The 21,418-nt window shown below is 42.5% G+C and carries 23 protein-coding genes; 14 read left to right on the top strand and 9 right to left on the bottom strand.

The window, feature by feature from the left end; genetic code table 11:
* Positions 1-29: 29 nt before the first annotated feature.
* The 4 genes from K1F36_RS14815 to K1F36_RS14800 are packed head-to-tail and all read left to right on the top strand — an operon-like array spanning position 30 to position 2,989.
* The gene (locus K1F36_RS14815) at positions 30-587 is read left to right on the top strand and encodes an RNA polymerase sigma factor (protein ID WP_220114542.1); all 558 of its coding nucleotides are present in this window, start codon (positions 30-32) and stop codon (positions 585-587) included.
* Positions 588-589: 2 nt separating this feature from the next.
* Positions 590-1,150 (top strand): hypothetical protein, encoded by a 561-nt coding sequence (locus tag K1F36_RS14810; protein WP_220114541.1) that lies wholly within the window; start codon positions 590-592, stop codon positions 1,148-1,150.
* A complete protein-coding gene (locus K1F36_RS14805; RefSeq protein WP_220114551.1) occupies positions 1,131-2,228 on the top strand; it encodes a DUF4097 domain-containing protein in 1,098 nt (365 codons plus the stop codon). Before K1F36_RS14810 ends, K1F36_RS14805 begins: the two co-directional genes overlap by 20 nt.
* Positions 2,229-2,263: 35 nt before the next feature.
* A complete protein-coding gene (locus K1F36_RS14800; protein ID WP_220114540.1) occupies positions 2,264-2,989 on the top strand; it encodes a head GIN domain-containing protein in 726 nt (241 codons plus the stop codon).
* A gap of 64 nt (positions 2,990-3,053) precedes the next feature.
* Here K1F36_RS14800 and K1F36_RS14795 read toward each other — a convergent pair whose 3' ends face one another.
* From K1F36_RS14795 to glgB, 4 genes are all read right to left on the bottom strand, one after another.
* Positions 3,054-4,385, bottom strand: coding sequence for an MFS transporter (locus K1F36_RS14795; RefSeq protein ID WP_220114539.1), 1,332 nt, complete (start codon positions 4,383-4,385; stop codon positions 3,054-3,056).
* A gap of 112 nt (positions 4,386-4,497) precedes the next feature.
* On the bottom strand, positions 4,498-5,307 hold the full coding sequence (locus K1F36_RS14790) for a M48 family metallopeptidase (protein ID WP_220114538.1): 810 nt from the start codon (positions 5,305-5,307) through the stop codon (positions 4,498-4,500).
* Positions 5,308-5,346: 39 nt separating this feature from the next.
* The gene (locus K1F36_RS14785; protein ID WP_220114537.1) at positions 5,347-7,746 is read right to left on the bottom strand and encodes a glycoside hydrolase family 31 protein; all 2,400 of its coding nucleotides are present in this window, start codon (positions 7,744-7,746) and stop codon (positions 5,347-5,349) included.
* Positions 7,747-7,846: 100 nt separating this feature from the next.
* Positions 7,847-9,742 (bottom strand): 1,4-alpha-glucan branching protein GlgB, encoded by a 1,896-nt coding sequence (gene glgB / locus K1F36_RS14780; protein WP_220114536.1) that lies wholly within the window; start codon positions 9,740-9,742, stop codon positions 7,847-7,849.
* 160 nt (positions 9,743-9,902) lie between these two features.
* Between glgB and K1F36_RS14775 the strand changes: the two genes are divergently transcribed.
* The 6 genes from K1F36_RS14775 to K1F36_RS14750 all read left to right on the top strand — a co-directional run bounded on the left by K1F36_RS14775 (position 9,903) and on the right by K1F36_RS14750 (position 13,842).
* Positions 9,903-10,481 carry a collagen-like triple helix repeat-containing protein gene (locus K1F36_RS14775; protein ID WP_220114535.1) on the top strand — a complete coding sequence of 193 codons (579 nt, stop codon included), beginning with the start codon at positions 9,903-9,905 and terminating at the stop codon, positions 10,479-10,481.
* Between the two features lie 113 nt (positions 10,482-10,594).
* On the top strand, positions 10,595-11,086 hold the full coding sequence (gene msrB, locus K1F36_RS14770) for a peptide-methionine (R)-S-oxide reductase MsrB (RefSeq protein ID WP_220114534.1): 492 nt from the start codon (positions 10,595-10,597) through the stop codon (positions 11,084-11,086).
* A 17-nt stretch (positions 11,087-11,103) separates the two neighbouring features.
* Entirely contained in the window at positions 11,104-11,508 is a 405-nt protein-coding gene (gene msrB, locus K1F36_RS14765; RefSeq protein ID WP_220114533.1) for a peptide-methionine (R)-S-oxide reductase MsrB, read from the top strand.
* Positions 11,509-12,045: a DUF1572 family protein gene (locus K1F36_RS14760; protein WP_220114532.1), complete on the top strand. Its 537-nt coding sequence runs from the start codon at positions 11,509-11,511 to the stop codon at positions 12,043-12,045.
* Between the two features lie 120 nt (positions 12,046-12,165).
* Entirely contained in the window at positions 12,166-13,557 is a 1,392-nt protein-coding gene (gene lpdA / locus K1F36_RS14755) for a dihydrolipoyl dehydrogenase (RefSeq protein ID WP_220114531.1), read from the top strand.
* A gap of 3 nt (positions 13,558-13,560) precedes the next feature.
* The gene (locus tag K1F36_RS14750; RefSeq protein WP_014033710.1) at positions 13,561-13,842 is read left to right on the top strand and encodes a DUF3817 domain-containing protein; all 282 of its coding nucleotides are present in this window, start codon (positions 13,561-13,563) and stop codon (positions 13,840-13,842) included.
* On the opposite strand, the gene aroQ is transcribed toward K1F36_RS14750, so the two are convergent.
* From aroQ to K1F36_RS14735, 3 genes are all read right to left on the bottom strand, one after another.
* Positions 13,834-14,250, bottom strand: a complete 417-nt coding sequence (gene aroQ / locus K1F36_RS14745) for a type II 3-dehydroquinate dehydratase (RefSeq protein WP_220114530.1) — start codon at positions 14,248-14,250, stop codon at positions 13,834-13,836. The two genes, K1F36_RS14750 and aroQ, sit on opposite strands and share 9 nt — an antisense overlap.
* A 69-nt stretch (positions 14,251-14,319) precedes the next feature.
* Positions 14,320-14,748, bottom strand: coding sequence for a hypothetical protein (locus K1F36_RS14740; protein WP_220114529.1), 429 nt, complete (start codon positions 14,746-14,748; stop codon positions 14,320-14,322).
* A 110-nt stretch (positions 14,749-14,858) separates the two neighbouring features.
* Positions 14,859-15,383, bottom strand: a complete 525-nt coding sequence (locus K1F36_RS14735) for a hypothetical protein (protein WP_220114528.1) — start codon at positions 15,381-15,383, stop codon at positions 14,859-14,861.
* 226 nt (positions 15,384-15,609) lie between these two features.
* Between K1F36_RS14735 and xerD the strand changes: the two genes are divergently transcribed.
* Positions 15,610-16,515, top strand: a complete 906-nt coding sequence (gene xerD / locus K1F36_RS14730; RefSeq protein ID WP_220114527.1) for a site-specific tyrosine recombinase XerD — start codon at positions 15,610-15,612, stop codon at positions 16,513-16,515.
* Here xerD and K1F36_RS14725 read toward each other — a convergent pair.
* Positions 16,512-17,819, bottom strand: coding sequence for an NAD(P)/FAD-dependent oxidoreductase (locus tag K1F36_RS14725; RefSeq protein ID WP_220114550.1), 1,308 nt, complete (start codon positions 17,817-17,819; stop codon positions 16,512-16,514). The genes xerD and K1F36_RS14725 overlap by 4 nt on opposite strands.
* 99 nt (positions 17,820-17,918) lie before the next feature.
* On the opposite strand from K1F36_RS14725, the gene K1F36_RS14720 reads away from it, so the two are divergent.
* The 3 genes from K1F36_RS14720 to K1F36_RS14710 all read left to right on the top strand — a co-directional run bounded on the left by K1F36_RS14720 (position 17,919) and on the right by K1F36_RS14710 (position 20,562).
* The gene (locus tag K1F36_RS14720) at positions 17,919-19,346 is read left to right on the top strand and encodes an amidohydrolase (RefSeq protein ID WP_220114526.1); all 1,428 of its coding nucleotides are present in this window, start codon (positions 17,919-17,921) and stop codon (positions 19,344-19,346) included.
* 74 nt (positions 19,347-19,420) lie between these two features.
* The gene (locus tag K1F36_RS14715) at positions 19,421-19,915 is read left to right on the top strand and encodes an RNA polymerase sigma factor (RefSeq protein WP_207036443.1); all 495 of its coding nucleotides are present in this window, start codon (positions 19,421-19,423) and stop codon (positions 19,913-19,915) included.
* 2 nt (positions 19,916-19,917) lie between these two features.
* The gene (locus K1F36_RS14710) at positions 19,918-20,562 is read left to right on the top strand and encodes a hypothetical protein (RefSeq protein WP_220114525.1); all 645 of its coding nucleotides are present in this window, start codon (positions 19,918-19,920) and stop codon (positions 20,560-20,562) included.
* On the opposite strand, the gene K1F36_RS14705 is transcribed toward K1F36_RS14710, so the two are convergent.
* Positions 20,559-21,380, bottom strand: a complete 822-nt coding sequence (locus K1F36_RS14705; RefSeq protein WP_176621406.1) for a lysophospholipid acyltransferase family protein — start codon at positions 21,378-21,380, stop codon at positions 20,559-20,561. The two genes, K1F36_RS14710 and K1F36_RS14705, sit on opposite strands and share 4 nt — an antisense overlap.
* Positions 21,381-21,418: the final 38 nt, after the last annotated feature.

Below are 21,418 nucleotides of genomic sequence, written 5' to 3'. Positions count from 1 at the left end.
GCTCATCTATAAGACAAACCAATCATTTTTTGAGCCAACAAAATGAACATATTGACACACTGCTCCAGTTGTGCATGGAGGGCAAACAAAGCGCGCAGCTAGAAATTTACAATCGGTACTACAAGGCGATGTACAACACTGCTTTTAGGATTGTAAAGCATACTGCGGAGGCAGAGGATGTAATGCAGGAATCGTTCCTGAGCGCATTCACCAAACTGCACACCTTTAAAGGAGACGTCGCTTTTGGGGCATGGTTAAAGCGGATCGTGATCAATAACAGTATCTATCATTACAAAAAGCAGCAGAAAAAACGTGCTGATGATTTGGATGATGTAATGTACAAGGTCGAAGATAACGAAGGAGTTGCTTCAGATCAAAATGGTTACACAGAACTGAAGGCTCAAAAAGTGATGGAAACCATGAAAAGTTTGAAAGACAATTACAGAGTTTCTTTGACCTTACATTTAATTGAAGGGTATGATTACGAAGAAATAAGTGAAATAATGAACATTAGCTATGCTAATTGTAGAACCATGATCTCGAGGGCCAAAGAGAGCCTTAGAAAAAAATTGACCGTAAATGTTTAGTTATGAAGAAGGATAATTTAGATAATCTGTTCGAGAGACTCCACGGCGAGTTTGATGTAGAGGAACCCCAGAGCGGGCACCAGGAGCGGTTTTTGGAAAAATTGAACCGGGGCAACGGCACAATTGCCCTACATAAGAAGAAAGCATCCTGGTGGAAACCCTTGTCCATCGCAGCATCCATTGTTTTGGTAGCGCTTTTAGGGTACCAAGCCTTTGGGCCTCAGCCAAGCATAAAACAACAGGTAACAAAAATTGCTCCGGAGGTTTCCCTGACAGAGTTTTACTTTGCGAATTTGATAGAGGAACAGGTAGAGGAAATGAAGGAGGAGAAAACGCCGGAAACAGCTCAATTGGTGGATGACACCTTGGCACAATTGGCCAAATTGGACAAAGACTACCAAACCCTTGAGCAAGATTTGGTCGATGGAGGTGACAGCAAAATCATATTGAGCGCTATGATCACCAATTTCCAAACGCGTATCGACCTTTTAAAAGAAGTTTTGAGCCAAATAGAAAATATTAAGAATTTAAAAACACAAAATGATGAGAGCTTTACAATTTAAACACATCTTTTTCGCCTTGGCTTTTATTCCCCTGGTGATCAGCGCCAATATGGACAATGACAAATTGAACGGAAAGTACACCAAGGAAAAAACCATTAAAAAGGAGTTCAACGTTAATTCGGACGCCCTTTTGAAGGTAAGCAACAGTTATGGAAACCTGAACATCACCTCCTGGAACCAAAATAAAGTGATGATCGAGGTACACATTAAAACCAATGGGAATGATGAAGACCGCGTAAGGGAACGCTTGGAGGAAATCAATGTGGATTTTGACAACAGTGCCAGCATGGTATCCGCTATTACGGATTTTGGTAACAGGAACAGTGGTTGGAATTGGGGCTGGGGCAAAAGAAAAAGTGTGAGCGTACAAGTCAACTACACCATAAAACTTCCGGTAAAAAACAGCGTCAACCTAAGCAACGACTATGGCAATATTATGTTGGACAGGATTGATGGTCATGCCAAGATTAGTTGTGACTATGGTAAAATGGACATTGGTGAGCTACACGGCCGCAATAATGAACTCAGGTTCGATTATACCTCACGTTCTACCTTTGGATATATCAACAGTGCGGAAATCATTGCGGACTACTCGGGATTTACTATCGACAAGGCCGGAAACCTTACCATTAAAGCCGATTACACCAACGGCGTAGTGGAAGAAATGGACAACCTGCAATACTCCAGTGACTATGGCTCTATTGATGTAAGAAACGTGAAGAATGTAGATGGGAATGGAGATTATATTGGGGTTAAACTGGGAAACGTACACGGCAATGTGTCCATCACCAGCGATTACGGCTCCATCAAAATAGATAAGTTGGCCCCGGACGCAGGTAATGTTCAAATCCGAACGGATTACACAGGCATTAAAATCGGTTATGATTCAGGCTATAATTTCGACTTCGAAATTTCTACCGAATACGCTGGGGTAAGTGGAAAGGATGACTTCGAAATCAATATCAGTAAAGAGAAATCCACCGAAAAATATTATAGTGGTTACTACGGAAGTCCAAACTCTGGAAATAAGGTGAGCATTACCAGTGACTATGGAGGAATATCATTTTACAGAAATTAACATCAATTCAAAAACTTTAAATTAAACACAAAATCATGAAAAAATTTATCACACTTATGCTGGCATTGGGAATGGTAGCGGTAACCAATGCTCAATGGGGCAGAAAAATACAGGGAAATGGCGATGTTGTTACCATTGAACGCTCTGTAGGGGACTATGACGAAGTGGCCATGGCCGGTTGGTTCGATGTAGAACTGGTATCCGGTAGCGAGGGCGAATTGACCCTAAAGGGAGAATCCAATTTATTGGAACATATTGTTACCGAGGTAAAAAATGGCAAACTGACCATTAAGGTAGAGAAAGGCATGAACCTTAGACCTTCCAACTGGAAAAGTGGCATTTATGTTACTGTGCCCATAGAATCCATTGATGCCGTGAGCCTATCGGGTTCAGGAGATTTGGTTGGCAAAACTACCATTAAGGCAAGACAGTTCAGTACCGCAATGTCCGGTTCTGGTGATGTTACCCTTACTGTGGAAGCGGAAGAGATTGAAGCCTCTCTTTCCGGTTCCGGTGACATCAATCTGTCTGGAAGGGCGACGGATTTCACAGTTTCAGTTTCAGGTTCCGGCGACATCAAGGCTTTTGATTTGGAGGCTGATTTTGTAACAGCTACGGTATCTGGGTCTGCGGACATCAAGGTCACCGCCAATCAATCCCTTGAGGCAAGGGTTTTCGGTTCCGGGGACATTCAATACAAGGGAAATCCTAAAAAGGTAAATTCCAAATCTTCAGGTTCTGGAGATATTACCAAGGTATAAATTCGAGTTTATCATCAATCAAAGACTGAAAAAGCCCTGAAACTCTCAGGGCTTTTTTATGCTTTTAATTCGGTGTTTTGACCTTGTTTACCCGAAGGAGCAGAAAAATTCCTATCAAGAAGAAGAGTCCCAAAAATATAGTGCTGTTTCTCATACTACCGGTAAGTTGGGCCACAATACCATACATCAGGGTACCTATGATGATGCCTATTTTTTCAGCGACATCATAAAAACTGAAAAACGAAGTGGTGTCTGTAGTCTCGGGCAAAAATTTGGAATAGGTAGAGCGGGATAGTGCCTGAATGCCCCCCATTACTATACCGACCAAACCTGCTGCAATATAGAAATCCATCGGGGTCTGTAAAAAATAGGCATAAACACTTAGCAGTCCCCAAATTACATTGATAACGATAAGTGTCTTTATATTTCCATAGGCTTTAGAGGCAAGAGCTGTAACGGTAGCCCCTAAAATGGCAACGAGCTGTATCAACAGAATACTTACAATTAATCCCATGGTACGCTCATCGTCCGAACCCCAAATGATTTCTTCCTCCCCGAAATAAGTCGCGATCAACATAATGGTCTGTACCGCCATACTATAGGTGAAGAACGCTCCTAGGTATCGCTTCAATTTTCTATTCTCGCCAAGCTGGTGCCATACCAACTTCAACTCCTTAAACCCATTTAAAATGATATGCTTCCGTTCCCCTTCCCTTTTGTATCCCTTGGGTAAATGGGCAAAGGTATACTGGCTAAAAAGTATCCACCAGATTCCTACTGAGATGAAGGAATACTTCATAGCCTTTATCTCTGCAACTTCGCTTCCACTGTCCGTAATACCAAAGAAATCGGGTTCCATCACCATAAACAGATTGAAAACCAATAAAATGACGCTTCCCACATATCCCAAGGAGAATCCCTTGGCACTTATGCTATCCTGTTGCTCCGGAAAAGCGATGTCGGGCAAATAGGAATTGTTGATGGCAAAACTGACCCAAAAACCAACTAGACCGAAGAAGTAACAGGCCAGTCCAAAATAAATATGCTCCAAAGAGAACCAGTACAGGCCTATGCAAGATGCCGCTCCCAGATAGCAAAAGAATTTGAGGAACACCTTTTTGTTCCCTAAATAATCTGCCACTCCCGATACCAATGGTGTTACTATGGCAATAAACACAAAGGCCAACGAGGTCACATAACTGATCAAGGGGGCCCTTGCTATCTCGCCGCCAAAAATAGTGACTTGCTCAATGCCCGCGGTTCGGAACAACAGGCCGTAAAAAAGAGGGAAAATGGCAGAGGATATTACCAAACTATATACCGAATTGGCCCAATCATAAAAGGCCCATGCATTCAACAGTTTTTTACTTCCCTTTAATGCCAATGTCTGTGCCATAACTTTTATTACAAAAAAATGTCACTTCGAATCTTTGTGAAAAACCCTTTTTGGTGTCAGTTGGATTTTTCGCCTTTTTCGAAGTGACATTTACAGTTCGTTTTTTATAAATCTATTTGAAGGACGTTACCCCAAACTTACGAGCTTCTTGTTTTGCTGCAGGTGCCCAAGCGGTCAGATTACTTATTCTTGTATCGTTGGATGGATGCGTGCTCAAAAACTCCGGTGGAGCCTGTCCGCCAGATTGGGCCTTCATACGCTTCCAAAGTTCTGCAGCCTCACTGGGGTCATACCCTGCAATGGCCATAATCTGAAGTCCGATTCTATCAGCTTCTGTCTCGTGGCTTCGGCTAAACGGTAGCATCACTCCTATTTGCGAACCAACCCCGTATGCTTGATTGAACAACCCAAGAGTTTTCTCGTCTTGAATAGCCACATTTCCCGCAACGGCTCCGAGTTGTTGTAACGTACCCGCGCTCATACGCTGGGCTCCATGATCGGCCAAGGCGTGGGCCACCTCGTGCCCCATAACCACGGCAACTCCTGTTTCGTTCTGGGTAATTGGTAAAATTCCAGTATAAAAAACAATTTTCCCACCTGGCATACACCAAGCGTTAACTGTTTCATCTTGTACTAGGTTATACTCCCATTTGTAATCTTTCAGATAACCTGGATACCCATTGGCACTTAGCCAACGTTCCGCGGCAGAGGCTATACGCTGCCCTACTTTGGTGATCATCTGCGCATCGGATGTGCCCGTGACCACTTTGTTGGACTCCAAAAACTGGTCGTACTGGGCAAATGCGGTAGGGAATACCTGACTGTTGGGATAAAAATTCAGTGTGCTTTTTCCTGTAAAGGGATTGGTTTTGCACGCGGCAACCGCCAAAAAAACCAATCCAGTTAAAATTATCTTTTTCATATGGTAAATCGTGTTTTGTGTAATGGAATTTACGAAATTTTATTTTCCAAAAATATGGAGTTCCGTGAAATCCTTACCCACCTCAATGGAATTATTGCCATTTAGTTTGATGTCCTTCAAATCTACCTCTTCATTATCAACCTCAACAGTATCAATGGTAAAGGGCAATCCGTGGAACGACATTTTAAAATTGTCGTACGGGGTTATAAAATTGCCATCCTTGAACTGTTGGATAATCAATTCGTTCTCCTTTCCTGTCAATTTGAAGCGTCTTAGACTATACCTGCCTTTTTTATAATCGTACCCATCTTGCTGGTCCTCGTATACTTGAGATCTTTCCGTACCTGCCTTGTAATACACATCGATGTTCAACTTTTCTATTTCCTTTTCTCCGATGTATTGCTGAACAGGGTATTTGGGAATCATAGCTCCCTCTTTCACAAATAGAGGAATTCGATGAATCTCTGCTGAAACCCATCTTTCGACACCTCCTTCGGTCAATTCGTCCGTCCAGTAATTGTACCAGTTTCCTTTTGGAAAATACATTCTCCTTCCTTGGGAGTTTGGCTCCTGTACGGGACATACCAACATTTGCTTACCAAAGATGAACTCGTCCGTACGGAAATGCGTTTGATGGTCCTCTTGGTCATAAAACACCAAGGATTGAAGCATCGGAAACCCTTCTTTGATGTAATTATAGAACATGGTATACAGGTAAGGCAGCAATTGATACCTTAAATTGATGAACTCCCTCACTATGTCGGTGATTTCATCACCGAAAGACCAAGGTTCTTGGTCCCCGTGATCTCCACTGGAGTGTACCCTACAGAACGGATGAAAAACGGCCAACTGCATCCAACGGGCAAAAAGTTCGCCATTGGGTTGTTCGGCAAATCCACCGATATCCGAACCTACAAAGGAATATCCGCTCATGCACATACGTTGCATCTGTACATTGGCGACCCATAAATGTTCCCAAGTAGCGACATTGTCACCTGTCCAAGTGGCGCAATAGCGTTGCGTACCGGAATAAGCGGCCCTTGTGAGCACAAATGGCCTGCGCGGGAACATAAATTTTTTAACGCCCTCATAGGTCGCCCTTACCATTTGCATGCCATAAACATTGTGTGCCTTTCTGTGACTGCAAGGATGACCGTCATAATCGTGCCGTACATCAAGATTTGCGGTTTTGGTAGGCACTTCCATCACAGCGGGTTCGTTCATATCGTTCCAAACACCGCTAACGCCCATCTCGGCTATCATTTCCTTGTACAGGCCGGCCCACCATTCACGTACTTCAGGGTTGGTGAAGTCTGGAAACTTACATTCTCCCGGCCATACTTTTCCCTTAAAATGTGGTCCATCGGCCCTACGGCAGAAAAAACCATTGTCCATGGCCTGTTGATATACCCAATAATCACGGTCAATTTTAATTCCGGGATCAATCATGGTAATTACCTTGAATCCCTCATCCTCCATTTCCTCGATCATCTTCTTGGGATTGGGGAAATATTGGTTGTTCCAAGTAAAACAACGGAACCCCTCCATATAATCAATATCCAGATAAATGGCATCACAGGGTATGTTCAATTCCCTGAACTTTGAGGCAATATCCCTCACCTTTTGTTCCGGGAAATAACTCCATTTGGATTGATGGAATCCCAACGCCCAAAGTGGTGGAAGTTCGGGAACACCGGTTAGGTCGGTGTAGGACTCCACTACCTCTTTCATTTCTGGACCGTAGAAAAAATAATAGTTCATTTCGCCCCCATCGGCCCAAAAACTGGTTACGTTCCGTTTTTCTGCGGCAAAATCAAAATAAGTGCTAAAGGAATTATCGAAAAAAATTCCGTAGGCCTTGCTTTCCTTGAGTCCAATATAAAATGGTATGGACTTGTACAATGGCTCCTGATCCTTTCCATAAGCATAGGAATCTGTGACCCAATTGTTGATACGTTTTCCTTTGAGGTTGGTATGCGATGCTTTGTCGCCCATTCCATAGTAGCTCTCACCGGAATGGCAAACCTTACTCATTTTCACCACATTGCCTCCATAGTCGAAGTTCTCTTCCCAGTGAAACCCAAGTTCATCTTCAACGAGGATAACATTATCCAAATCGGCAATCTGTACCTTCAGATTTGCCTTGTTGATATAAATCTTGATTTTGGAAGTGGTTATGACATATTCCGGTATCTCATCCTTAACGGTCAATTCGTTGTAGCCAAGGTTGACATCTTCACTAATGGCATAGGAAAAATCAGGCTCAAATACGTACTCGGTAGCGTACCTAAAACGGACCACACTATCCCTTAAAATGGTAACTTGAAGGATAACACCGTTTTGGGTGGTAAAATATATTTTATCGTTTTCTTGCTTAAAGTCTACGATATGATTGGGGAACTGATTCCCTCTGGTTGCAATTTCCGTGTTGGTTATCATCTATCTGTAATCAGTTGAGGCTCACAAAAGAAATACAAAAGCCTGAATAATTAAAAATATGTTTTGAAAAGCAATTAACTATAACGTTTTAGTTGCCTGTTCACTTATAAACTACTACTCCTAAGGGAGGTAGGTTCAATAAAACGGACTGCTCGTGCCCATTCCATGATGTTTTAGAGGGCTTCACTGTTTTTTTGCCAATACCACTGCCCGAGTATTTTTTATCATCACTATTAAATAGCAGTTTCAATGTCGAATTTTTTGGTACTCCCAATCTATAATTCTCACGTGGCATAGGGGTAAAGTTGCAAACAACGATTAAATCGTCCTTGGGGTCGTTGCCCTTTCTGATGAACGATATCACTGTGTTCTCTTGATCATTGTACTCTATCCATTGAAAACCATCGGGTTTGAATTGTTTTTGATACAATGCTGGGTTCGACTTGTACATCTTGTTCAGGTCCTTAATAGTTTCTTGTATGCCCGAATGAAAATCATACTGGGTCAGATGCCACTCCAAGCTTTCCTGAAAGTTCCACTCGGATGATTGTCCAAACTCGCCCCCCATAAACAATAGGTTGCCTCCCGGGTGCGTGAACATATAACCAAAGAGCAGCCTTAAGTTCGCAAAGCGCTGCCATTCATCACCTGGCATTCTATATAGTAGGGACTGTTTTCCGTACACCACCTCATCATGCGAAAATGGCAGCATAAAGTTCTCAGTAAAGGCATAAGTCAAACCAAAACTGACCATGTTCAAATCATAAGAACGGTGTATCGGGTCCCTTTTAAAGAACTCAAGGGTGTCGTGCATCCATCCCATCATCCATTTCATCCCAAAGCCGAGGCCACCATAATGCACAGGTTTTGTGACACCGGTAAAAGCCGTGGATTCCTCTGCAATGGTCTGAACACCTTTAAAACTGGCATATACTTCTTGGTTCATTTCCCTTAAAAAGGACATTGCCTCAAGGTTCTCGTTGTTTCCGTAGATATTGGGTTCCCACTCACCATCTTCCCTAGAATAGTCCAAGTAGAGCATGGAGGCAACTGCATCGACCCTTAATCCATCCACATGGTATTGGTCCAGCCAAAAAACGGCATTACTGATCAAAAATGCCCGAACCTCATTTCTTCCATAATTAAAAATAAGGCTCTTCCAATCGGGATGGTACCCTCTCCTCCTATCCGGATGTTCATAGAGATGGGAACCGTCAAAAAATCCGAGTCCGTGCGCATCTTCCGGAAAATGGGAAGGCACCCAATCCAAAATCACGCCTATGCCCCTTTGGTGCAGTGCGTCAACTAAAACTTTAAAGTCCGAAGGCTTCCCAAACCTCGAGGTCGGGGCAAAATATCCTGTGATTTGATATCCCCAAGAAGGATCATACGGATATTCCATTACGGGCATAAACTCCACATGGGTAAAACCCATTTCCTCCACATAATCTGCCAACTGCTGCGCCATCTCAAGATAGCTAAGCGATTCCCAACCATTTTTCTTCTTCCAAGATGCCAAATGCACCTCATAAACGGAATACGGCTTATCCAGCCCGTTTTTTTCTTCACGGGTTTCCATCCATTTGCCGTCCCTCCATTGATGGTTATCGTCCCATACTACTGAAGCCGTGTTCGGTGGTTGCTCGCAAAAGCGGGCAAACGGGTCTGCTTTCTCCGTCCAAATATCATTGTTGTTGGAATGTATCTTATATTTGTACTTGGTACCTTTATCCACTCCAGGAATAAATCCTTCCCAGATACCACTGCTGTCCCAACGCACATTTAATTGATGTTCGTTTGCATTCCAATAATTAAAATCTCCGACCACACTGACCGATTTTGCAGAAGGTGCCCATACGGCAAAGTACGTACCTTTGACACCACCGACCTCTGTTAAGTGAGAACCTAACTTGTTGTAGAGCCGAAAATGTTTGCCGCCCTTAAAAAGATTGATGTCAAACTCTGTAAAAAAACTGTGTGGAACTACCTTGGACATATTTGCGGGTTTAGTACTATACAATAATAAGCATCTTTAAGTAAGAATACGATTATGACAACAGGTTTGATATTAGAAACAACATTTTTTTAAAAATGGAACGCTTTTTGATTTCCTTGCAACAAGAGTTACAATGAACACAAATTCAAAATCCAAAATCATGAATAAATTTAGTACAATTTTAGGCGCAGTAATCGTTTTTGTCTTTGCAGCATGCGAAGGCCCCCAAGGCCCCCCGGGTTTCGATGGACTTGATGGAGCGCAAGGACCTCAAGGAGCACCAGGCATTCAAGGGCAGGTGGTAGAGGTTGAGGGCGTAAACTTCGATTATTTTGCCGAAGACAATATTTTTTCCGCCTTGATTACTTTTTCGGATGTGACCAACTTTGAAGTTTTTGAATCTGACGCCGTTTTGGTATACAGACATGATGGTGTTATCGACCTTAGCGATGGGTCCACCGCCGATGCCTGGACACAACTGCCTCAAAATTATTTCTTGCCGGAAGGCACCATGCAATATGTTTTCGCGCACACATTTGTGGACGTTGAACTCTTTATCGATGGAAATTTTGACCTATCTACTATTAGCACCGAATTCACGGACAATCAATTGTTCAGGATCGTATTTGTGCCCAGTGAGTTTGCCGAGTCACCAGATTTTGATGCCGCCAACATAAATAGTGTAATGTCCAAACTCCAAATTAATGAAGGGGAAGTCATGAAAATGGACATCAACTAATTCCAACAAAAAACAGTATATTAAGTCTCATTGGCTACCAATGGGACTTTTTTTTTAAAATTTATTTTGAAAGGAACGGAATCAAACTACGTCTAAACACATAAAAACGATTCATGGGAAAAAGATTGCTATTGATTGTTCTTGTCATTTTTACAGGGTGCAAGGGAACATCACAGGAAGAAAAGAAAGAAAATATTAAAGAAACTGCATTCAAAGTCACCAAAACCGATGCGGAATGGCGTGCCGAACTTACCGAGATGGAATATTACGTATTGCGAAAAGAAGCCACAGAAAATGCCTTTTCAAGTGATTTGCTGGACATCAAGGAAAAGGGAACCTATGTATGTGCAGGATGTGGCACCCCAGTATTCAAAAGTGAACATAAGTTTGATTCGGGAACCGGATGGCCCAGTTTTGATCGAGAAATCGAAGGAAACGTCGCTTTTGATACCGACTATAAAATCGGAGTGGCACGCACAGAAGAACATTGTGCAGTTTGTGGAGGACATTTAGGTCATGTTTTCAACGATGGCCCACGTAACACAACAGGCAAAAGGCACTGCATTAATGGTGTGGCCCTTGATTTTATTCCCGACAACAAATAAATCGACACTAAAAGTTTATGGATAAAAAATACAGTGTGAACAAATCCGAGGAAGAGTGGAAACAAGAACTTTCCGCCGAGGAATACTATGTATTGCGCCAAAAGGGGACCGAACGACCCTATACGGGCAAGTTCGATCTTCATTTTGAAAACGGCGACTACCACTGCAAAGCATGCAATGCTAAATTGTTCGAGAGCGAGCATAAATTTGAAAGTGGTTGCGGGTGGCCATCGTTTGATCAGGCCGTTGAAGGTGCCATTGAATATATTCGCGACACCAGTCACGGCATGATTCGTACCGAAACGGTCTGCGCCAATTGCGGCAGCCATTTGGGTCATGTTTTTAACGACGGCCCTAAAGAAACCACAGGTCAACGGTATTGCATCAATTCGGTAAGCATTGATTTTGATCCTGAAGCATAAATGGATTTCCAAGAAAATTATTTGGGCAATGTTCAATTCGAGTTCCATCGATACAAAACCATGGGCGACAAAACCTTTGATCAAATTCTTGATGCCGACATTCATTGGAAATTCTCGGACTCAGATAATTCCATAGCTATCATTGTAAAGCATATGGTAGGGAACATGCTGAGCCGTTGGACCAATTTTTTAACGGAAGATGGCGAAAAACCATGGCGGGAACGGGACTTGGAATTTGAAAAGCCCTATTCCGAAAAATCAGAAATGATCGCTGCATGGGAAAAAGGATGGCAATGCCTATTTGGTGCTCTGGACAGCATCAACAGCACCAATTTTGAAAATAAGATCAAGATTCGAAACGAGGAGCATAGCATTGTCGAGGCCATCAACCGTCAACTGGCACACTACGCCGGCCATGTAGGACAGATCGTCTTCATCGGAAGAATGATCAAAGGTACGGACTGGGACTCACTATCCATACCAAAAGGCGAGTCCAAAGCCTTCAACAAAAAGATGTTCGACACAGGCAAAGCCTGATTTCACAAACAAACCCACATTTGAGTTTTTTCGTCTTGGGAAATGGAGATTGATTTCCGTACTTTTGCACCTGCCGAATGCTGGCATATTTTTCAATCTAACAACAAAAATCAAAATCTAATGAGCAAGTTCGATATAATTGTTTTGGGAAGTGGTCCAGGTGGATATGTTACCGCCATAAGGGCATCACAATTAGGTTTCAAAACAGCCATTATAGAAAAAGAAAGTTTGGGAGGTGTATGTCTTAACTGGGGTTGTATCCCGACCAAGGCCCTTCTTAAATCCGCTCAGGTTTTTGAATATTTAAAGCATGCCGAAGATTACGGTTTAAGCGCCAAGGATGTAGATCATGATTTTGGTGCCGTTGTTAAAAGAAGCCGTGGTGTTGCCGAAGGAATGAGCAAAGGTGTCCAGTTTTTGATGAAAAAGAACAAAATCGAGGTCATCAATGGAGTTGGAAAGGTAAAACCGGGCAAAAAAGTTGAAGTAAAAGCGGAAAACGGTGAAACTACCGAATATTCCGCAGACAATATCATCATTGCAACAGGAGCGCGTAGCCGTGAGTTGCCAAGCCTTCCGCAAGATGGAAAAAAGGTTATTGGTTACCGCGAGGCCATGTCCTTGGAAAAGCAACCCAAGAAAATGATCGTGGTCGGAAGTGGCGCTATCGGAATGGAGTTTGCCTATTTCTACCACTCCATGGGTACAGAAGTGACCGTTGTGGAATACATGCCAAACATTGTTCCGGTTGAAGATGAAGACATCTCCAAACAATTGGAGCGCAGCTTCAAAAAAGCTGGAGTAAAAATCAAGACTTCCGCCGAGGTCACTAAAGTTGACACTTCCGGTGATGGTGTAAAAGCCACCGTTAAGACTCAAAAAGGCGAAGAGGTTTTGGAAGCCGATATCGTACTATCCGCTGTGGGAATCAAAACGAACATTGAAAACATCGGATTGGAAGATGTTGGAATTGCCACGGACAGAGATAAAGTATTGGTGAACGATTACTATCAGACCAACATACCTGGCTACTTTGCCATTGGGGATATTACCCCTGGACAAGCATTGGCTCACGTAGCTTCTGCGGAAGGAATTCTTTGTGTGGAGAAATTGGCCGGCATGCACGTGGAACCCTTGGATTACGGCAACATCCCAGGATGTACGTACTGTATCCCAGAGGTAGCTTCTGTTGGATTGACCGAAAAGGCAGCCAAAGAAAAAGGATATGACCTTAAGATAGGTAAGTTCCCATTCTCCGCAAGTGGTAAAGCGAAAGCTGCAGGTACCCCAGATGGTTTTGTAAAAGTTATTTTTGATGCCAAATACGGTGAATGGTTGGGCTGCCACATGATTGGTGTCGGTGTTACCGATATGATCGCGGAGGCCGTGGTTGCCAGAAAATTGGAGACCACAGGTCACGAAGTGCTAAAAGCTGTGCATCCTCACCCAACGATGAGCGAAGCTGTTATGGAAGCCGTTGCCGATGCGTATGATGAAGTAATCCACCTATAAGGTATGCTTAAAATTTTTAGGGCCACTGCTATTTTAGAAGGTATTTCCTATCTACTCCTTTTCGGAATGACCATGCCGTTGAAGCATTGGGCAGATATTCCTGAACCAAACCAAGTTGTTGGTATGGCTCATGGCATATTGTTTATTCTATACGTAGTGGTGGCCATAGTTTTTTGTTGGGAACGCAAGTGGAAGCTCAAAAGGTTTATCATCCTTTTTGTAGCATCCCTTCTCCCCTTTGGCACTTTTTATGCCGATAAAAAATACTTGAAAAATTTAGCCTAAGAAACTCTGGATGGCCAAATCGTAGCTTTGGAGTCCAAATCCAAGAATGACCCCTTTGGCCCCTGGCGAAATAAAGGAAACATGGCGGTACTCTTCCCGTTGATGCGTATTGGAAATATGCACCTCGATTACTGGAGTTCCCACAGCCTTTACGGCATCACCTATTCCAACTGAAGTATGTGTATAAGCGGCTGCATTTAGAATAATACCATCATAATTAAATCCTACTTCTTGAATCTTTCCTATGAGTTCGCCCTCAATGTTGGATTGATAATATTCCAATTCCACATCGGGAAACTTTTGCTGCAGCGTTTTAAAATAGTCTTCAAAAGTGGTGCTCCCATAAACTTCGGGCTCACGTTTTCCCAATAGGTTCAAGTTGGGTCCGTTGATGATCATTAGTTTCATACCGTCAAAAATACAACAAAAAGAAAAGGGCGGGAATATCCCGCCCTACATATAAAACAATAGTGTCTTTTAATTGATGGCAAACTGAAGGCCAAAGCCAAAAGCCGCAACCTCATTATCACCTACATCGCTCAATACAACGGAGGGACGCCAATCAAAATTGAGCACAAAAGGAACTCCGTCAATCTTAAAGTCAAGCCCCAAATGCGGACGCAAGGCAAAAATATTGTCAAAGTCTTTTATGAAAATAATACTTGGACCAACTCCTGCATACCAACGCAGGCCAGGTGCCCTATAAAATCCTTTATGGTAGGAATATAGGAATGTGGCCATGGTCGCATTGTCCTCAAAACCCAAATCCGCTTGACCCACATGGTTATCCGAGAAAAAATATTTTCCGGTAGCTCCAAAAAAGGTTGCCTCGTCATAAAGGTCTATGCCCAATCCAAGAGCGGCCTTGTAACTGGTCTGTGCTTTTGCCGCAAGGTTGCCCAACATAACAATTGTAATAACTAAAAGTAATTTTTTTATTTAAAAATTTAATTAACGGTTAATATTAATGGTTTTCAACTGTAAGATTTGGGGCTATAATTACAGTTTTCTTTTATTTAGAACAAAAACAACAATCCCAAGGCAGCTACAGAGAAACTACCGTCATTGCTGACATTGATATAGGAAATATTAAGTTCTGTGTTACCGGATATATTATATCCAATCATTGGGCGAACATAAAACCCTCCATCATTTCCTTCATTAACGCCAACAGCGTAACCTACATCGGCACCCAATTTAAAATCATAGGTAGGGTAAAGTCGAAAAGCCCCAGCTACTGGGATGAACTGGATATCCGGAAAATCCACATCTTGGCCCACAGGTCCAATATCAATGGTCGATGTGTCCCCAAAAGCGTTGATAAATCCAGTTGCAATACCAGCATCGATAAGCTCGGATACTCCCCAGTGGTAACCTAGGTCTACCCCAAGGCTAAAACTTGAATAATCGGAAGCATCACCAACGGGAAGTCCCGCGTGCACTCCTGCCTTAAAACTTGTTCGGTCCACCTGCTGCGCCATGGACGAAAAACTTACGGTAACCAATGCTATGATCACCAATACAAATGTCTTTTTCTTCATTGTTAAAATTTTACTAAGAGAAAACGTGATGATCATTAAAAAAGTGTCTTGATGAAATAAATTTCTTACAAAAATGATTTTCGTTCATTCTAATCTCATAATTGGGATAGAAAATTATTGAATCTAATTGTTTTTTAACTACACCAATTGACCAAACGGTATTTTGAATTGACCGATGGCTATTTTTAAGCAACGGTGATGTGATTATGTCATTATATTTGAATGTATGAATTGGCAGCAAGCAATAAAAGATTATCAGAATTATTTAAAGATAGAACGGGGACTTTCCCAAAACTCCATCTCCAATTATACCATGGACCTTCAAAAACTTGCCGGTTACTTGGAAGAGCACGCCATAGATAATAGACCCACTGGAATAGGGAGAGATACGATACAGCAGTTTATTTATGATATCGCCAAAACGGTAAATCCTAGGACACAGGCACGCATTATTTCCGGGCTGAAAGGTTTTTTTAATTATTTGGTGTTTGAGGACTACCGAGATGACAATCCCATGGACCTTATCGAAACCCCAAAAATCGGTAGAAAGTTACCCGATACCCTTTCGGAAGATGAAATAAACCAATTGATAGCCGCCATTGACCTATCCAAGCCTGAAGGTGAAAGGAACAGGGCCATTTTGGAAACCTTGTACGGTTGTGGTCTCCGTGTGTCGGAACTTATTAACCTAAAACTATCCGACCTTTATTTTGATGAAGATTTTATTATGGTTACCGGGAAGGGAAACAAACAGCGTTTTGTACCCATCAGTGAAATCAACCAGAAATACATCAACATTTACCGGAAGGAAATTAGGGTACATTTGCACATTCAAAAAGAACATGAAGATTTTGTTTTTCTAAATCGTCGGGGCAAACAACTGACCCGCGCCATGATCTTCACCATAGTTAAACGACTGGCAGAAGCAATCGGACTAAAAAAGAGTATCAGTCCACACACTTTTAGGCATTCCTTTGCAACACATCTTTTGGAAAACGGGGCCGATTTACGGGCCATACAACAAATGTTGGGTCATGAGAGTATAACAACCACCGAGGTGTATATGCACGTTAACCGCTCACATCTGGCGAACATACTGAAAGAGTTCCACCCTAGAAAATCGGAAAACTAATCCCGCATTAACTTATGCCGTTCCACTTTATTTTGCTTTTTGAAGGGTCGGATAATTAAACGTGCTTCACGATCAAAACGGACATAGTTGTATACCCAATTGATGAACACCACCAACCTATTTCTAAATCCGATAAGAAAATATAAGTGAACGAACATCCAAACAAACCAAGCGAACACGCCTTGGAATCTGAATTTTGGTAAATCCACTACGGCTTTGTTGCGCCCCACGGTGGCCATACTGCCCTTATCCTTATAAACAAAGGGCTTCATGGGCTTTTCCTCTATCATCCGAACAATATTATCACCTAAGCTCTTTCCTTGCTGCATAGCAGGTTGTGCCATCATCGGATGGCCTTCGGGAAATTTTTCTGTCTCCATCTGTGCCACATCCCCAATGGCAAAAACACCATCCAGACCTATTACTTGGTGGAACTCGTTCACGCGTAATCTATTCCCCCTACTTAGCAACTCTTCTCCATCCAAACCTTTTAATCCAACAGCCTTTACGCCCGCTGCCCAAACCAAGGTCTCTGCCTCAAAAATGGTTTTGGTATTGGTTGTTACCCGTTTGCCATCATAATCGGTAACACGGATGTTCTTCCAAACGTTCACACCGAGCTCTTCTAAAAACTTTTCCGCCTTTTCTGAAGCCTTTTCACTCATGGCCGGCAAAATCCTTCCTCCACTCTGAATCAAATTTATCTGTGCCCGGCGCGTGTCTAAATCAGGATAATCCTTAGGAAGTATGCCCTTTTTTATTTCGGCCAAAGCTCCTGCCAATTCTACGCCAGTTGGTCCGCCACCAACGATTACAAAATTCATGAGGGCATCACGTTCATGCAAGTCGTCCGTCAAAAGGGCCTGTTCAAAATTCTCCAGTATCAAGCTCCGCAGATTCAAGGATTGCGGAATGGTTTTCATCGCCATTCCTTTGGTCTCGATACCCTTGTTTCCGAAAAAATTCGTCTCAGAACCTGTGGCCACCACCAAATAGTCATAAAAAATCTCACCAATATTGGTTTTGATTCTTTTCGTATCAGTCTTTACTTCTTGTACCTGTGCCAATCGAAAAAAGAAATTGGGATATCCCTGAAGCACCTTTCTTATGGGATAGGCAATGGAATCTGGTTCCAAGCCGCCAGTGGACACTTGATACAGTAAGGGTTGAAAGTTATGGTAGTTGTGTTTGTCCAATAGAACCACTTGGACTTCTTTTTTGCTTAATTTTTTGGCTAGTGCTATACCTCCAAAACCGCCGCCTACTATCACGACTCTTGGATTACTGGATTGAGGAATGTTCATGCTCGACATATCAACAAATTTAATCATTCCGAAGCATTGCAATAGTCGCTAAGTATGGTTTTTTCATATCTTTAGAGCCTAACTCAAAATAATCAACCCATGAGAAAATTTCTCCCAATGGGCGCAATTCTGCTATTGTGCACCATGGGCATTCATGCCCAGAAAAAGAAGAACGATATCATCAAGGATTTAGATTCCAAATCTGAAAAATACAGTGAAATCGCCCACGAAATCTGGGGTCTTGCTGAAATGGGCTATCTGGAAGAACAAAGTTCTGCTCTTTTACAGGAAACTCTGTCCGATGCCGGTTTTAGCATTGATAAGGGTATCGCTGGAATTCCTACCGCTTTTAAGGCCGAATATGGTTCCGGATATCCTGTGATTGCTATTTTGGGCGAGTATGATGCACTTCCAGGCCTTTCACAACAAGCTGTTCCTGAGAAAAAATCTGCCGGTGGCGCAGCTGGCCATGCCTGTGGGCACCACCTGTTTGGAACAGCATCCACAGCAGCCGCTATTTCGGTAAAGGAATGGATGGAAAATAACAACATCAAAGGAACCATTCGCTTTTATGGGTGTCCCGCAGAAGAAGGTGGTTCAGGAAAAGTATACATGGTCCGTGAAGGTGTTTTTGACGATGTGGACGTTGCGTTGCACTGGCACCCCGGTTCCGGAAATGCTGCCAGCGCCGGTGCCGCATTAGCCAATAAATCCGCCAAATTCAGATTCCATGGAATTTCCGCCCACGCCGCAGGAGCTCCGGAAAAAGGTCGTTCCGCACTGGATGGTGTAGAGGCCATGAACGCCATGGTAAATATGATGAGAGAGCATGTACCTGAAGATGCCAGAATTCACTATGTAATCACAAATGGTGGAAAAGCACCAAACGTAGTGCCTGATTTTGCGGAGGTATACTATTATGCAAGACATAATACGAGAGATGTTGTTGTGGATATTTTTGACAGAATTGTAAAAGCGGCAGAGGGTGCTGCGCTAGGTACGGGAACCACCATGGATTATGAAATGATTGGTGGAACGCACGAACTTTTGCCCAACCTTACCGTTCAAAAAATTATGTACGACAATTTGGTAAAAGTTGGGGGAGTTACCTATACTAATGAAGAAAAGGCATTTGCCGAAAAAATATCCGAGACCTTGGGCAAGGGGGCTCCGGACATTTCCACCGCACAGATTGTGCAGCCCTACAAAGAGACCGCTCAAGCCTACGGTTCCACCGATGTCGGTGATGTGAGTTATACCGTTCCCACAGCTGGTCTTGGTACTGTAACTTGGGTTCCCGGAACTCCCGCGCATAGCTGGCAAGCAGTTGCCGCTGGCGGTATGAGCATTGGTTCCAAAGGAATGATGGTCGCTGCAAAGACATTGGCACTGACCGCCATGGACATTTTTGAAAGCCCAAAAACAATCGAAGCTGCCAAAAAAGAACTGGAAGAAAGACGTGGCAAGGACTTTAAATATGTTCCCATGTTGGGCAACAGACCACCTGCATTGGATTACCGTAAATAAATTTTTACCCAATCATTGTAACAAAAGCTGCTTTATAGATACCAATAGATAAAGCAAACTTTACCAACCGTTTAGTGAACAAAGAACTGGAACATCAATTTGTGACGGAACTTGAGGACAATCAAAACATTGTCCATAAGGTGTGTAGTCTATATACCAACGACAAGGATTCGCATAACGACCTGTTCCAAGAAATCACTATACAGTTGTGGAAAGCATACCCAAAGTTTCGGGGAGATGCCAAGTTTAGCACATGGATGTACCGCGTTGCATTGAATACGGCCATAACATTGTACAGAAAATCCAAGAAAAGGGTGAAGACCCAGGATTTTGATTCGGTACTTTATAAAATAAAAGCCACCGATTATGATGATACCGAGGAACGGCAATTAAAGTTGATGTACGACGCGGTAAAACAACTTGGCGATATTGATAAGGCCTTGGTCTTTCTTTATTTGGAAGACAAGGATTATACAGAAATAGCCGAAACTTTGGGAATTTCCGAAGTAAATGCAAGAGTGAAGATGAGTAGGGTGAAAAATAAATTAAGAACTATATTAAATCCGTGATTATGCTGGATGAACTGGAGCTCTTGAAGAAGGATTGGCAGAAGCGGGAAGCAAACCTCCCCAAGCTGTCCTACGAGCAAATATACCCGATGACCAAGAAGAAGTCATCGTCCATAGTAAAGTGGATTTTTTATATTAGTATCATAGAATTTGTTTTCTGGGCAGGTATCAATATTATTTTTAGTGGCCCCGATACCATGCAGGAACTTAAGGACATGCACATATATAAGGTAGTGATGGCCCTTAATGTCATCAATTACGCCATCATCCTTTACTTTATCTATAAGTTCTATACCAATTATAGAAAAATCTCCTTTACCGATTCCTCCAAAAATTTGATGCGGACCATTCTAAAGGTAAAACGAACAGTGACCCAATATGTATGGTTCAATCTAATCATCTTCACTATTAGTGCAATTATTTACGCATACGGTGTACTATTGTATACACCAGAAGGCCAAGAATTGGTGAATGCCGCTGCCCAAGATGGTGACAGTACGGAGTTTTGGGCGTTGATAATCATTGTTTCGATTGCGATTACTACGGCCGTATTGGTTGTTATTTGGTTGTTCTATAAATTGCTTTACGGTATTCTGCTAAAAAAATTACGAAAGAATTACAACGAACTCAAACGATTGGAAGTCTAACCATCTATTTTGCCCTTGTAACTATATCGTCTTTTCTGGTTTTCCTCTTCATAGGCAAGAAGTTCCTTCTCCGAAATCACCTTAAGGAATGATGGATGTTGCTCAATGGCATATTCCAGTTTTTCCAAAATTGCATCAATGGATTCGTTATCGTAATCAATGTCCAAGGGCTCTTTTATTTGCATCGATTGAAGGATTCCTTTCTTCTTTACACGAAGACCTTTTTTATCAAAAGAACGTCGGAAACCATCGATAACAACAGGAACCACAACAGGTTTGTATTTTTTTATGATATGCGCAGTACCTTTTCGCAATGGCTTCCATGGAGTTGTAGTTCCCTGAGGAAAAGTAATTACCCAGCCATCGTCCAATGCCTTTCCAATATTGGAAATATCACTGAACTTCACCTGTCTGTTCACATTCTGGCCATCTGCCCTCCAGGTCCTTTCAATACTTATGGAACCAGCATAGGCCAAAACCTTGGTCAACAAACTCTTTCCCATGGTCTCTTTGGCTGCAACATAGTAGATGTTGAGCTTGGGATTCCATAGATAGCCTAAGTTCTTGATATTATCGTCCCGCCCTTTTAGACTGGCATTGAATACATGGAACATTGCCACCACATCGGCAAAATAGGTTTGATGGTTGCTTACAAAGAGGACATTGCTCTCTGGAAGGTCGCGGATTATCTGCGAACCTTCAATCTCTAAAGTATTAAATCCTTTGTAGCGTTGGTGCGTCATCATACCCGCAATACGAATCAGCCATCGTTTTAGGAACAAAATATGACCAAAGGGATTTTTCTTGAACAGACCCATGTAAAGTGTTAATTGTTGGCGGTAAATTTACAAAATAG

Source organism: Flagellimonas abyssi (assembly GCF_019457905.1).
Taxonomy (GTDB): domain Bacteria; phylum Bacteroidota; class Bacteroidia; order Flavobacteriales; family Flavobacteriaceae; genus Flagellimonas; species Flagellimonas abyssi.
Note: the sequence above shows the minus strand (reverse complement) of the source record. Positions and strands in the feature narration are given on the sequence as shown.